We start from the raw sequence: 12317 nt of genomic DNA on the forward strand, positions 1-12317 counted from the left end.
TCAGCGCCGCACCACGGAAGACACGCCGGGGACGTCCTGCAGCGCCGCCTGCGCCTTCTGCAAGGCATCCGCCCCGCGCACCTCGACCGTGAAGATCATATGCGCCAGCGATTGCTTGCTCTGGGTGTTGACCCCCACGACATTCAGGCGCTGGCGTGCGAACACCTCGGACAGATCACGCAGCAGGCCGGGCCTGTCATGGGCCCTCACGCTGATGTCCACCGGGTAGAGGCTGTCGCCCGTGTCGCCCCAGGTCACCTCGATGACCCGCTCCGGCTCGCGCTGGGCCAGCGCCAGGAAGCTGTGGCAATCGGCACGGTGGATGGAGACGCCACGTCCGCGTGTCACGAAACCCTGGATATCATCGGGCGGCGCCGGGCGGCAGCAACGCGCCAGCTGGGTCAGCAAGGACCCCACGCCGACCACCAGCACGCCGCTCTTGCCGGCTTTCTCGGCGCTCGATGCGCTGCGTGCATGCGTGGGCATGGCGGGCTCGGGGGCCGCCGCCGGCTGCTGGAAAACGCTGTCGATCTGGCGCAGGCTGAACTCTTCCTTGGCCGCCGCGACGTACAGGTCCTCGGCCTTGGCGAAGCCGAGGTTCTGGGCAAGCTGCTCCTGGTTGACCGCGGTCTTGCCCAGGCGCTGAAGCTCTTTCTCGACCAGGGCCTGGCCCTGCGTGATGCGCTGCTGCAACTCGATGGCGTTGAACCACATGCGCACTTTGGCGCGCGCGCGCGGGCTGGCCAGATAGCCCAGCTGAGTGTTGAGCCAATCACGCGAAGGGCCGCCCGACTTGGCGGCGATGACTTCGACGGTCTGGCCGGTCGACAGGCGGGTCTGCAGCGGCACCATCTGCCCGTCCACGCGCGCCCCCCGGCAACGATGACCGAGGTCGGTATGCAGGTGATAGGCGAAATCGACTGGCGTCGCACCTACCGGCAGCTCGATCACGCGCGCCTGGGGCGTCAGAACGTAGATGCGCTCGTCGGCCTGACGTCCGGCCTGCCCGGCGGTTTCCACATCCTGGTTCCAGGCCAGCAACTGGCGCATCCAGGAAAGCTGACGATCGTAGTCGCTGGAAGCGGCGACCTGTCCGCCCCGAGGCCCGGCCTCCTTGTAGCGCCAGTGGGCCGCCATGCCGTACTCGGCGAACTGGTGCATTTCATGCGTGCGGATCTGCACCTCGAAGGCACGCCCCTGTGCATCGATCACCACCGTGTGCAGCGAGCGATAGCCATTGGGCTTGGGCCGCGAGATGTAGTCGTCGAACTCTTCGGGCAGAGGCGTCCACATTTCGTGGATCAGGGCCAGCGCGCCGTAGCAGTCGCGCACATCGTTGACGATGATGCGCAAGGCCCTCAGGTCGAACATCTGGCTGAAGTCCAGGCCCTTCAGGCGCATCTTGTTCCAGATGCTGTAGATGTGTTTGGGCCGCCCGCTCACCTCGCCCTTGATACCCGCCGCCGCCAGCGCCTGCTGCACCGTGGCGATGGTCTCGGCAATGAAGGCTTCACGCTCGACGCGCTTTTCCTCCAGGAGCCGGGCAATCTGCTTGTAGCGCTCGGGCTCCAGGAAGCGGAAAGCGAGGTCTTCCATTTCCCACTTGATCTGCCAGATCCCCAGCCGATTGGCCAGCGGCGTGTACAGATCCAGGGTTTCGCGCGCGAAGCCAGGCGCGCATGGGGTCTTGCTCTCGGCATACCAGAGCAGCGTCTGCAGCCGCGAGGCCAGCCGCATCAGGACGATGCGCAGATCCGCCGCCATAGCCAGCAGCATTTTGCGCTGCATTTCCTTCTGGGCGCCCGACTCGGCCTCGCTGTCGCTGGCCTGGCGTGCCACGATACCCAGCCGCAGCAGCGCACGCGAGCCCTGCACCAGACGGGCGATCTCGACACCGAAATCGACCGTGACCGGATCATTGCGCGCAGGCGGCGCATTCAGGTCAGTGGGCAAGGCCGCAAGCAGGGCCGCCACCCGGGTGGCGGCATCGGTATGCAACTCGGCCAGAATGCGCACCACCCCGGCGCCATGGCGCGCCAGCGGCTCTCCGGTGGCGGCCGCCTGCCCTTCAAAGCGCGGTTCGGCCCAGGCCACGGCGCGCTGCAGCAGTGCTGTCCCGGCCTCATCCAGGCCCGCGACGGCGGCCTGCAGCCAGGTCGAATCGAATGGCACGGAGGGCGGGGTCTCTGGCAGGACGGGCATGGCGACGGGCAGACGCAATACGGACGGCGGAAACAGGGATTCAAGGAATATTTCGCACACTCTACACTAAGGCTCGAACGCTTTCGCCGCCAGTGGCGGCACGGCAAAGGAATATGGATATGTTGAGATGGTTGAGGGGCCGCGGGGCTTCGCCGGCGCAGGTCGGGCAGATGCAGGCCCGCGTCCCGCCCGCGCTGTGGCAGCAGGTGCTGCAGGCCCACGGATTCTTTGCCCGCCTGGACGCGCAACAGCGCCAGGAACTGCTGGCGCGCACAGCCTGGCTGCTGGCCAGCAAACAGATCAATGGCGCGGCCGGCCTGGTCATGACCGACTTCATGCGCCTGTCGATCTGCGCCCAGGCCGCGTTGCCGGTGCTCATGCTGGAGCCCCAGCTCTATGAAGGCTGGGATGAGATCATCGTCTATCCTGCCGGCTTCGCCATCCCCCAGGTGATGCAGGATGAAGACGGCGTGGTGCATGAGTTCCTCGAGGAAGCCGCCGGACAGGCCTGGGACGGCGGTCCGGTGATCCTGTCATGGGACGACGCCATCCAGACGGAAGGTGCATTCAACGTCGTGATCCATGAGTTCGCCCACAAGCTCGATCTGCGCGCCGGCGGCGCCGACGGCATGCCGGCGCTGGGCGCCCACCCCGAACTGGAGCCGCGCCGCTGGCAACAGGTGCTCGGGCAGAGCCTGGAGCAGTTCCGCACCTGGCTGGAAGACATCGAGGCGGCCATCCCCGCGCACATCGACCCTGAAAGCCCGACGGCCGACCCCTGGTATGAAGCCCTGCCCCTGGACCCCTATGCGGCCAGCGACGAGGCCGAGTTCTTCGCCGTGAGCTCAGAACACTTCTTTGCCGCTCCCCTGCCCCTGCAACAGGCCCTGCCCGAATGGTATGGGCTGCTGCGGCAATACTACCGGCAGGATCCGGCGTAGGGCTGCCCATGAAGACGCTGACCATCATCTGGCATTCCCGCACCGGCGCGGCGCGGCAACTGGCCCGCGCCATGGCCGAGGGCGCCCGTGATGCCGCGCACCAGATGCAGGCGCAGCTGCAGATATGCGAGCTGCCGGCCGAACAGGCCACCCTGGAGGAATTGCTGCAGGCCGACGGCCTGCTCTTTTGCGCCCCCGAGAACCTTGCCAGCCTGAGCGGCGAAATGAAGGCCTTTTTCGACCGTCACTACTATCCGGTAGGAGACGCCCTGGCCGGACGCCCGTATGGCATCGCCATCAGCGCGGGCACCGACGGGGCGGGTGCGGCACGCCAGACCGAACGGATCTGCACCGGATGGCGCCTGCGCCTGTGCGCCGCGCCGCTCATCGTGCGCAATGGCGCGCAGACGCCGCAGGCCATCCTCGCGCCCAAGACCCTGGACGGGACGGCACGCGCGCAGGCGCAGGAGTTGGGGGGATTGCTGGCGGCCACGCTGCTGCTGGCCGCCTGAGCCTGAGGAGCCGGCCATGCCGGCACGGCTCCTGGCGCCACCGTTCAGGCGATGGCGGCCGTCACGACGATCTCGACCTTGTAGTCGGGATTGGCCAGACGGGCTTCGACCGTGGCGCGGGGAGGCGAGTTGCCAGGTGCGACCCAGGCGTCCCAGGCCTTGTTCATCGCGTCGAATTCCTTCATGTTGGCCACGTAGATCTGGGCCAGCAGGATCTTGGTCTTGTCGGTGCCGGCCTCGGCCAGCAGGCGGTCGATGGTCGCCAGGACCTGTTCGGTCTGGCCGACCATGTCCAGCGACGCGTCATCGGGCACCTGGCCGGCCAGATAGGCCACGCCGTTGTAGATCGCCATGTCGGACAGGCGCTTTTCGACGTTGAAGCGCTTGATGCTGCTCATAAACTACCCCTTAACGGATAAATTGAAAGGAATCAGGCCGGCGGCAGCTGGAAAACCTGCCGAAGATACGCCAGATATGCCGGATCGTCGCACATGGTTTTTTCCGGCGCGTCCGACACCTTGGCCACAGGCTGACCATTGCAGCGCACCATCTTCATCACGATCTGCAGGGGCTCGTGCCCGAGATCGTTGGTGAGGTTGGTCCCGATGCCGAAAGACACTTTACAGCGCCCGGCAAACTGACGGGCCAGCTCGATGGCGCGCGGAAAAGTCAGCGAATCGGAGAATACCAGGGTCTTGTCGCGCGGATCGACACGGTTCTCGCGATAGTGCGCAAGCAACCGTTCGCCCCAGACGAACGGGTCGCCGGAGTCATGGCGCGCGCCATCGAAAAGCTTGCAGAAATACATGTCGAAATCGCGCAGGAAGGCATCCATGCCATAGACATCGGATAGCGCGATACCGAGGTCGCCACGGTACTCCTTGGCCCAGACCTCCAGAGCGAACACCTGCGAATCACGCAGGCGCGGACCCAGCGCCTGACAGGCCTGCAGGTACTCATGCCCCATGGTGCCCAGCGGACGCACGTCGTGCTGCATGGCCAGCAGCACGTTGCTGGTGCCGGCGAAATGCGGCCCCATCTGCGTCTTCATGGTGGCCACGACCTCCTCATGCCAACGTTTGGAAAAACGCCGGCGCGTGCCGTACTCTGCCACCCGGAAATCGGCCAAGGCCGGATCGTCGAGCACCAGGTGCATCTTGGACTGCAGCCGCTGGCGGCCTTCTTCCCAGTCGGGTGCGGGCTGACTGTTGCGGAAGTAGACCTCGTTGACGATGGCCAGTACGGGGATCTCAAACAGAATGGTGTGCAGCCACGGGCCGCGCACCGTGATCGAGATTTCTCCCGGCCCCTGACCTTCCTCGATGGTGATGCAGCGCTCGGGCAGGTGGAACAGGCCCAGGAAGTCGACGAAATCGCTCTTGATGAAGCGCAGCCCGCGCAGATACTCGAGCTCGGCATCGGTGAAGCGCAGCTGGCACAGGGCGTGCACTTCCGCGCGGATTTCATCCAGATAGGGGCGCAGGTCCACCCCGGCGTTGCGGCATTTGTAGCGATACTCGACCTGCGCGGCTGGGAAGTGGTGCAGCACCACTTGCATCATGCTGAACTTGTACAGGTCGGTGTCGAGCAGCGAAGTGATAATCATGATGCGTCACCGGACATTTCGCGAACCATAGCATATCGGGCCATTTTCCTTCTCCCCACCCTGCCGCCATCCCGGGTTATCGGCCCGCCGCGCCGCGCTCGGGTAAAATCCCGGCAATCACAAGATAAGGCCCGTTTGCTCCCGGAGCTCCCAGAATGACTCACGTTGTTACCGAAAACTGTATCAAATGCAAGTACACCGATTGCGTGGACGTGTGTCCGGTCGACTGTTTTCGTGAGGGTCCCAACTTCCTGGTGATCGATCCTGACGAATGCATCGACTGCGCTGTCTGCATTCCCGAATGCCCGGCCAATGCGATCTATGCGGAAGAAGACGTTCCGCAGGATCAGATGAAATTCATCGCCCTGAACGCCGAACTGTCGCCTCAGTTCGCCAGCATCAGCCGCGCCAAGAAGCCCATGCCCGACGCCGACGAATGGAATGGCGTACAGGACAAGCTGCAATACCTCGAACGCTGATTTCAGGCCCCATGCGGATGTCTTCCGCCAAGGCCGCCTCCGCATGACCGATACCAAATACACGCGCCAGATCGTCACCGCCGTCCGCCCCTGGGTTCCGGGGAAGCTGTTTTCCCTGCGGGTCACGCGGGATCCGGGCTTCGCCTTCCAGGCCGGCCAATTCGCCCGCGTCGGGCTGCCGGCCGCCGATATGCCGGATGCCGAGCCGACGCTGTGGCGTGCCTATTCGATGGTGAGCGCGCCTGACGAACCCGAGCTGGAGTTCTACTCCATTGTGGTGCCCGAAGGCGAGTTCAGCCCTCGCATGGCGCAGCTGCGCGAAGGCGACGCGCTCTATGTCGAGAAAAAGCCCTTTGGTTTCCTGACCCTGGATCGTTTCGAGGCGGGCGGCTCGCTCTGGCTGCTGGCATCGGGAACGGGGCTGTCCGCCTATCTGTCGATGCTGCGCGACCCGGCCACCTGGGCGCGCTTTGACCGCATCGTGGTCGTGCACGGTGTGCGCCATGCCGAAGAACTCGCCTATCGCGACGAGATCGAACGCCTGCCCGACAACCCCGCCCTGGCCGCCTACTTCGCCCAGCGGCCGGACAAACTGCGCTACCTGCCCGTGGCCACGCGCGAGGCCCTGCCCGACACCCCGCAGGCAAGGCTCACCGCGCTGCTGGCCGACGGCCGCCTGGAAACCCTGCTGGGGGAGGCCCTCGATCCGGCGCAGGTGAAAATCATGCTTTGCGGCAACCCTGCAATGCTTTCCGATGCCCGGAAACTGCTGGCCGAACGCGGCTTCGCACCGGGTCGGCGCGGCATACCGGGCAACCTGGCCGTCGAAAATTACTGGTAAACCCGGGTTTTACGCTGCGTTTTCGCAACAGTTCGACGTCCAATAGGACTGAGGCACAGACATTGTCGAAATACCGTTATATTCCACGGCAATGATAGGCCTCTGCTTGACTAGGACTTCTGCCTGATGCTGTACGAATTGCATGAAATGCAGCGGGCGTTCATGCGCCCCCTGGTCGCATTCTCGGATGCGGGTTCGCAACTGTTTTCCAGCCCGTTCAGCCCGCTGGCCTACACACCGCTGTCGCGCCAGCTGGCGGCCAGCTGTGAGTTGATGCATCGCCTCGGCAAGGAATACCGCAAGCCCGAATGGGGTCTGGGAACGACCACCGTCGACGGGCAGGCGGTCAAGGTGCTGGAATCGGTCGTGATGGATCGCCCTTTCTGCCGCCTGGTGCACTTCAAGCGCGATCAACGCCGCACCAAGGGCCGCAAGGATCCGCGCGTCCTGCTGGTGGCGCCGCTGTCGGGCCACCATGCCACGCTGCTGCGCGAAACGGTGCGCGCCCTGCTGCCCGCCCATGACGTCTATGTGACGGACTGGGTCGACGCCCGCATGGTGCCGTTGAGTGCCGGGCCGTTCCATCTGAACGACTACGTGCGCTATGTGCAGGATTTCATCCGCCACCTGGGCGCCGATGACGACGTGCACGTCATTTCCGTGTGCCAGCCGACCGTGCCGGTGCTGGCGGCGATCTCGCTGATGGCCGAGGCCGGCGAGCCGGTGCAGCCCCGCAGCATGGTGATGATGGGCGGCCCCATCGATCCGCGCGAATCGCCCACCCAGGTCAACAATCTGGCGACCACCAAGCCCTACAGCTGGTTCGAATCCCAGCTGATCCACGCCGTGCCGCTGAATTACCCTGGCGCCGGCCGCAAGGTCTACCCGGGCTTTCTGCAACACGCCGGGTTCATGGCCATGAACCCGGATCGCCACCTGAAGTCGCACTACGACTTCTATCTGCACCTGCTGCGCGGCGACGACAGCGACGCCGCCGCCCATCGTCGCTTCTACGACGAATACAACGCAGTGCTGGACATGCCGGCCGAGTTCTACCTGGACACCATCCGCAGCGTGTTCCAGGAGTTCCGCCTGCCGGAAGGCACCTGGGAGGTGGACGGACAACGGGTGCGCCCGCAGGCCATCCGCAAGACCGCCCTGCTGACCGTCGAAGGGGAGCTGGACGATATTTCCGGGCAGGGCCAGACGCGTGCCGCGATCCGGCTGTGCAGCGGCATTCCTGCTGCGCGCAAGAGCCATTACACCGTGCAGGGCGCGGGCCATTACGGGATTTTCTCCGGACGACGCTGGCGCGAGCTGGTGTGTCCTAAAATCGCCGAATTCATCCGCAGCGCCTAGAACGGCCGCGCCGCCACCCCGACGGGCCTGCGGGCCCGTTGCTTTTTTCTATGCCTCTTTCTCTTACCGACCGCATCGACGCCCTGCTGCCGCAGACCCAATGCACCAAATGCGGCTATGACGGCTGCCGTCCCTATGCGCAGGCCCTCAGCGAGGGCAGCGCCCCGATCAATCGCTGTCCGCCTGGCGATCAGGCCGGCGTGGCGGCGCTGGCCGCCTTGCTGCAGCTTCCCGAAATCCCGCTGGACCGCAGCCGGGGCGAACCGGGCCCCTTGCTGGTCGCCCGCATCGATGAAGCCCATTGCATCGGCTGTACCCTGTGCATCCGCGCCTGCCCGGTGGACGCCATCCTGGGGGCCAACAAGCGAATGCATACCGTGCTGCCGGATCTGTGCACCGGCTGCGATCTGTGCGTGGCCCCCTGTCCGGTCGATTGCATCGAAATGGTGCCCGCCGGGCGCGCCTGGACACCCGCCGATGCGGCCCAGGGACGTCAGCGCCACCAGGCGCGGGCCAGCCGGCTGGCGCAGGAGTCGGCCGCCAATGCCCGCCTGATGGCCGACACCGGCGACGCTGCGGCCGATACGCGGCCGCCCCCCACCACGCCTGACGCGCAGACGGACCAGGCCAAGCGCGACGCCATTGCCGCCGCCCTGGCCCGCGCCCGCGCCCGTCGCAACCCGCGCCCCTGAGTATCCGCCCCATGAACGCCGCCAAACGCCGTGAGATCTTCGAGCGCCTGAAAGCCGCCAACCCCAAGCCCACCACCGAGCTGGAGTACGACACGCCATTCCAGTTGCTGATCGCCGTGCTGCTGTCCGCCCAGGCCACCGACCGGTCCGTCAACATTGCCACGCGCAAGTTCTTCCCCACACACGGCACGCCGCAGGGCATGGTCGAACTGGGCGAGGCCGGCCTGACCGAATGCATCAAGACGATCGGGCTGTTCCGCAGCAAAGCCAAGAACGCCATCGCCACCAGCCGCATCATCCTGGAGCAGCACCAGGGTGAGGTTCCACGCACGCGCGAGGCGCTGGAGGCGCTGCCCGGGGTGGGGCGCAAGACCGCCAACGTGGTGCTCAACACCGCCTTCGGCGAGCTGGCCATGGCGGTCGACACGCACATCTTCCGGGTTTCCAACCGCACCGGCCTGGCACCCGGCAAGAATGTGCTGGAGGTCGAGCTCAAGCTGATGAAATTCGTACCGCGTGAATTCCTGCTGGACGCGCATCATTGGCTCATCCTGCACGGCCGCTACATCTGTGTGGCCCGCAAGCCGAAGTGTCCGCAGTGCGGCATCTCGGATCTGTGCGAGTTCAAGTCCAAGACTCCTGCCTGATTCTCAGGCCCTGAGATCGGCATGAGTCCGATCTTGTTTGTGCGCCGCAACGGCGGCCAACGCGCCGCCAAGCGCCCCGCAACGCGCAGCAATGTCGCCTGGTTGACAATCTTTCATGGCGCAGCGCAAAACCTATGAGAAACCCTCATGGCATGCACCGGGACAGGTATCGCATACTCAGCTTCACTCTTTCAAAGAACGCCAACGCGGGTGCAGCTGAATGGACGATACGATCCTGGAGACAAAAGGGTTGACGAAGGAATTCCGTGGCTTTGTCGCGGTCAATAACGTCAATCTGCGCGTCAAGCGCGGGCATATCCATGCCTTGATCGGGCCCAACGGGGCCGGCAAGACAACCTGCTTCAACCTGCTGACCAAGTTTCTCTCTCCGACGTCGGGCAGCATCCATTTCAATGGCCTGGACATCACGCGCGAACGGCCGGCGCAGATCGCACGCCGCGGCGTGATCCGTTCCTTCCAGATCTCGGCCGTATTCCCGCACCTGTCCGTGCTCGAGAACGTACGCCTGGGTCTGCAGCGCCGTACCGGCCTGTCCTATCACTTCTGGCGCAGCGAGAAAATCCTCAGCGAACTCGACGAGCCGGCGCGCGCGCTGCTCGAAGAGGTCGACCTGGGCGACTTTGCCGACGAGATCACGGTCAATCTGCCCTATGGCCGCAAGCGCGCCCTGGAGATCGCCACCACCCTGGCCATGGAGCCCGAGCTCATGCTGCTGGATGAACCCACGCAGGGCATGGGCCACGAAGACGTGGATCGGGTCACGCAACTCATCAAGCGCGTGAGCGCCGGCCGCACCATCCTCATGGTCGAACACAACATGAAGGTGATCTCCTCGATCGCCGACACCATCACGGTTCTGGCTCGCGGGGCGGTGCTGGCCGAAGGCACGTACGCCGAAGTGTCGCGGCACCCTGCCGTCATGCAAGCCTATATGGGAACAACCGAAGGCGAACTCGAAGGAGCCCATGCATGAGCACTCCCGCACTGGAGATCCGCGACCTGCAGGCCTGGTATGGCGAGTCACATATCCTGCATGGCGTGAACCTGAACATCAATCAGGGCGAAGTCGTCACCCTGCTGGGACGCAACGGCGCCGGGCGCACCACCACCCTGCGCGCCATCCTCGGCCTGACCGGCTCGCGCACAGGCTCGGTCCGCATCCACGGCACCGAAGCCATCGATCTGGCCACGCACAAGGTGGCCCACCTCGGCGTGGGTTACTGCCCCGAAGAGCGCGGCATCTTCGCCAGCCTGTCCTGCGAAGAAAACCTGCTGCTGCCGCCGCCGGTCGGCGGAGCGCTGGGTGGCGGCATGTCGCTGGCCGAGATCTACGACATGTTCCCCAACCTGCACGAGCGTCGCCACTCGCCGGGCACCCGACTGTCGGGCGGCGAACAGCAGATGCTCGCGGTCGCCCGGATCCTGCGCACCGGCGCCAACCTGCTGCTGCTGGACGAAATCTCGGAAGGCCTCGCTCCGGTGATCGTGCAGGCCCTCGGTCGCATGATCACCGCGCTCAAGGCGCGTGGCTACACCATCGTGATGGTCGAGCAGAACTTCCGGTTTGCCGCACCGCTGGCCGATCGCTTCTACGTCATGGAGCATGGCGAGATCGTCGAACAATTCAGCGCCGAACAATTGCCCGAGAAACAGGACTCGCTCAACGAATTGCTGGGCGTATGACCCCCTTGGCCGACCGGCCGCAACTCCTCTAGGAGTCACCCCATGAAGCTGCACATCCTTCCAGCTGCACTGGCCCTGGCGGGCCTGGGAACCCTTGGGCTATCCGCCCAGGCCCAATCCATCAGCGACGACGTTCTGCGCATCGGTTTCATCACCGACATGTCCGGCGTCTATTCGGATATTGACGGACGCGGCGGCGTCGAAGCCATTCGCATGGCCATCGAAGACGCCGGCGGCAACGTCAACGGGAAAAAGATCGAACTGATCACCGCCGATCACCAGAACAAGGCCGATATCGCCTCGGCCAAGGCGCGCGAGTGGTTCGATCAGCAGCACCTGGATGTCCTGATCGGCGGCACCAACTCGGCGGCCAGCCTGGCCATGGCGCAGGTCGCCACCGAGAAGAAAAAGCCCTTCATCGCCATTGGCGCCGGGGCTTCCGATCTCACCAATTCGCAGTGTTCGCCGTACACCGTTCACTATGCCTACGACACCGTGGCGCTGGCGCGCGGCACCGGCTCGGCCGTGGTCAAGGACGGCGGCAAGACCTGGTTCTTCCTGACCGCCGACTACGCCTTCGGCCATGCGCTGGAACGCGATACCGCCGCCGTGGTCAAGGCCGCCGGCGGCGAGGTCAAGGGCCAGGTTCGCGCGCCGCTGGGCGCCTCGGACTTCTCTTCCTTCATGCTACAGGCCCAGGCTTCCAAGGCCCAGATCCTGGGGCTGGCCAACGCCGGCGGCGACACGATCAACTCGATCAAGGCGGCCAACGAATTCGGCGTGACCAACACCATGAAGATGGCCGGTCTGCTGGTGTTCATCAATGACATCCACTCCCTTGGCCTGGAAGCCACCAAGGGCATGTATCTGACCGACGGCTGGTACTGGAACCAATCGGATGCCTCGCGTGCCTGGGCTCAGCGCTTCGAAGACAAGATCAAGCGCAAGCCCTCCATGCTGCAGGCTGCCGACTACTCTGCCGTCTCCTTCTACCTGAAGGGCGTCAAGGAAACCGGCACCGACGATGGCGACGCCATCATGAAGTGGATGAAGGGCAACAAGATCAACGACTTCTTCACGCAGGGTGGCTACATCCGCGATGACGGGCGCATGGTCTACAACATGTATCTCATGCAGGTGAAGACCCCGGAGCAATCCAAGGGTCCCTGGGATTACTACAACGTCATCGCCACGCTGCCGGGTGAGGAGATCTACACCAAGCCGTCCGAGTCGACCTGCAAGCTGATCAAGAAATAACCCCGCATGACCGTGGCCGGTACTGCCCGCGGGCGGCGCCGGCCACTGATCTTCAACCCCTTTTTTGCACGCGCAGG

At 64.8% G+C, this 12317-nt stretch carries 13 protein-coding genes; 10 read left to right on the forward strand and 3 right to left on the reverse strand.

All coding sequences use genetic code 11. From position 1 onward, the window contains the following. Positions 1 to 2202 (reverse strand): RelA/SpoT family protein, encoded by a 2202-nt coding sequence (locus A7V84_RS06505; protein ID WP_033534280.1) that lies wholly within the window; start codon positions 2200 to 2202, stop codon positions 1 to 3. A gap of 119 nt (positions 2203 to 2321) precedes the next feature. Between A7V84_RS06505 and A7V84_RS06510 the strand changes: the two genes are divergently transcribed. Together A7V84_RS06510 and A7V84_RS06515 are read left to right on the forward strand one after the other, a co-directional pair. After that, positions 2322 to 3143, forward strand: a complete 822-nt coding sequence (locus A7V84_RS06510; protein WP_063492041.1) for a M90 family metallopeptidase — start codon at positions 2322 to 2324, stop codon at positions 3141 to 3143. Positions 3144 to 3151: 8 nt separating this feature from the next. Continuing rightward, the gene (locus A7V84_RS06515) at positions 3152 to 3655 is read left to right on the forward strand and encodes a flavodoxin family protein (RefSeq protein ID WP_063492040.1); all 504 of its coding nucleotides are present in this window, start codon (positions 3152 to 3154) and stop codon (positions 3653 to 3655) included. 44 nt (positions 3656 to 3699) lie between these two features. Here the strand turns inward: A7V84_RS06515 and A7V84_RS06520 are convergent, their stop codons facing one another. Together A7V84_RS06520 and pncB are read right to left on the reverse strand one after the other, a co-directional pair. After that, on the reverse strand, positions 3700 to 4053 hold the full coding sequence (locus tag A7V84_RS06520) for a RidA family protein (protein WP_025517949.1): 354 nt from the start codon (positions 4051 to 4053) through the stop codon (positions 3700 to 3702). A 32-nt stretch (positions 4054 to 4085) separates the two neighbouring features. Continuing rightward, positions 4086 to 5261, reverse strand: coding sequence for a nicotinate phosphoribosyltransferase (pncB, locus tag A7V84_RS06525; protein ID WP_025517951.1), 1176 nt, complete (start codon positions 5259 to 5261; stop codon positions 4086 to 4088). A 155-nt stretch (positions 5262 to 5416) separates the two neighbouring features. On the opposite strand from pncB, the gene fdxA reads away from it, so the two are divergent. From fdxA to A7V84_RS06565, 8 genes are all read left to right on the forward strand, one after another. After that, positions 5417 to 5740 carry a ferredoxin FdxA gene (fdxA, locus tag A7V84_RS06530; protein WP_025517953.1) on the forward strand — a complete coding sequence of 108 codons (324 nt, stop codon included), beginning with the start codon at positions 5417 to 5419 and terminating at the stop codon, positions 5738 to 5740. Between the two features lie 43 nt (positions 5741 to 5783). Then, positions 5784 to 6581: a ferredoxin--NADP reductase gene (locus tag A7V84_RS06535; protein WP_063492039.1), complete on the forward strand. Its 798-nt coding sequence runs from the start codon at positions 5784 to 5786 to the stop codon at positions 6579 to 6581. Between the two features lie 126 nt (positions 6582 to 6707). Continuing rightward, positions 6708 to 7940 carry a polyhydroxyalkanoate depolymerase gene (locus tag A7V84_RS06540; protein ID WP_025517957.1) on the forward strand — a complete coding sequence of 411 codons (1233 nt, stop codon included), beginning with the start codon at positions 6708 to 6710 and terminating at the stop codon, positions 7938 to 7940. Between the two features lie 50 nt (positions 7941 to 7990). Further along, positions 7991 to 8632 carry an electron transport complex subunit RsxB gene (rsxB, locus tag A7V84_RS06545; protein WP_063939976.1) on the forward strand — a complete coding sequence of 214 codons (642 nt, stop codon included), beginning with the start codon at positions 7991 to 7993 and terminating at the stop codon, positions 8630 to 8632. An 11-nt stretch (positions 8633 to 8643) separates the two neighbouring features. Beyond that, positions 8644 to 9279 carry an endonuclease III gene (nth, locus tag A7V84_RS06550; RefSeq protein WP_025517960.1) on the forward strand — a complete coding sequence of 212 codons (636 nt, stop codon included), beginning with the start codon at positions 8644 to 8646 and terminating at the stop codon, positions 9277 to 9279. 220 nt (positions 9280 to 9499) lie between these two features. After that, positions 9500 to 10273: an ABC transporter ATP-binding protein gene (locus A7V84_RS06555; RefSeq protein WP_025517961.1), complete on the forward strand. Its 774-nt coding sequence runs from the start codon at positions 9500 to 9502 to the stop codon at positions 10271 to 10273. After that, positions 10270 to 10983 (forward strand): ABC transporter ATP-binding protein, encoded by a 714-nt coding sequence (locus A7V84_RS06560; protein ID WP_025517962.1) that lies wholly within the window; start codon positions 10270 to 10272, stop codon positions 10981 to 10983. Before A7V84_RS06555 ends, A7V84_RS06560 begins: the two co-directional genes overlap by 4 nt. A 42-nt stretch (positions 10984 to 11025) precedes the next feature. Continuing rightward, positions 11026 to 12240, forward strand: a complete 1215-nt coding sequence (locus A7V84_RS06565; protein ID WP_025517963.1) for an ABC transporter substrate-binding protein — start codon at positions 11026 to 11028, stop codon at positions 12238 to 12240. Positions 12241 to 12317 lie beyond the last annotated feature (77 nt).

The organism is Bordetella trematum (genome assembly GCF_900078335.1).
Lineage (GTDB): Bacteria > Pseudomonadota > Gammaproteobacteria > Burkholderiales > Burkholderiaceae_B > Bordetella > Bordetella trematum.

What these genes read in the sequence shown, in the direction of transcription:
- A7V84_RS06505 (WP_033534280.1), bottom strand. Translation starts at nt 2,202, where the DNA reads ATGCCCGTCCTGCCAGAGACCCCGCCCTCCGTGCCATTCGATTCGACC.
- A7V84_RS06510 (WP_063492041.1), top strand. Translation starts at nt 2,322, where the DNA reads ATGTTGAGATGGTTGAGGGGCCGCGGGGCTTCGCCGGCGCAGGTCGGG.
- A7V84_RS06515 (WP_063492040.1), top strand. Translation starts at nt 3,152, where the DNA reads ATGAAGACGCTGACCATCATCTGGCATTCCCGCACCGGCGCGGCGCGG.
- A7V84_RS06520 (WP_025517949.1), bottom strand. Translation starts at nt 4,053, where the DNA reads ATGAGCAGCATCAAGCGCTTCAACGTCGAAAAGCGCCTGTCCGACATG.
- pncB (WP_025517951.1), bottom strand. Translation starts at nt 5,261, where the DNA reads ATGATTATCACTTCGCTGCTCGACACCGACCTGTACAAGTTCAGCATG.
- fdxA (WP_025517953.1), top strand. Translation starts at nt 5,417, where the DNA reads ATGACTCACGTTGTTACCGAAAACTGTATCAAATGCAAGTACACCGAT.
- A7V84_RS06535 (WP_063492039.1), top strand. Translation starts at nt 5,784, where the DNA reads ATGACCGATACCAAATACACGCGCCAGATCGTCACCGCCGTCCGCCCC.
- A7V84_RS06540 (WP_025517957.1), top strand. Translation starts at nt 6,708, where the DNA reads ATGCTGTACGAATTGCATGAAATGCAGCGGGCGTTCATGCGCCCCCTG.
- rsxB (WP_063939976.1), top strand. Translation starts at nt 7,991, where the DNA reads ATGCCTCTTTCTCTTACCGACCGCATCGACGCCCTGCTGCCGCAGACC.
- nth (WP_025517960.1), top strand. Translation starts at nt 8,644, where the DNA reads ATGAACGCCGCCAAACGCCGTGAGATCTTCGAGCGCCTGAAAGCCGCC.
- A7V84_RS06555 (WP_025517961.1), top strand. Translation starts at nt 9,500, where the DNA reads ATGGACGATACGATCCTGGAGACAAAAGGGTTGACGAAGGAATTCCGT.
- A7V84_RS06560 (WP_025517962.1), top strand. Translation starts at nt 10,270, where the DNA reads ATGAGCACTCCCGCACTGGAGATCCGCGACCTGCAGGCCTGGTATGGC.
- A7V84_RS06565 (WP_025517963.1), top strand. Translation starts at nt 11,026, where the DNA reads ATGAAGCTGCACATCCTTCCAGCTGCACTGGCCCTGGCGGGCCTGGGA.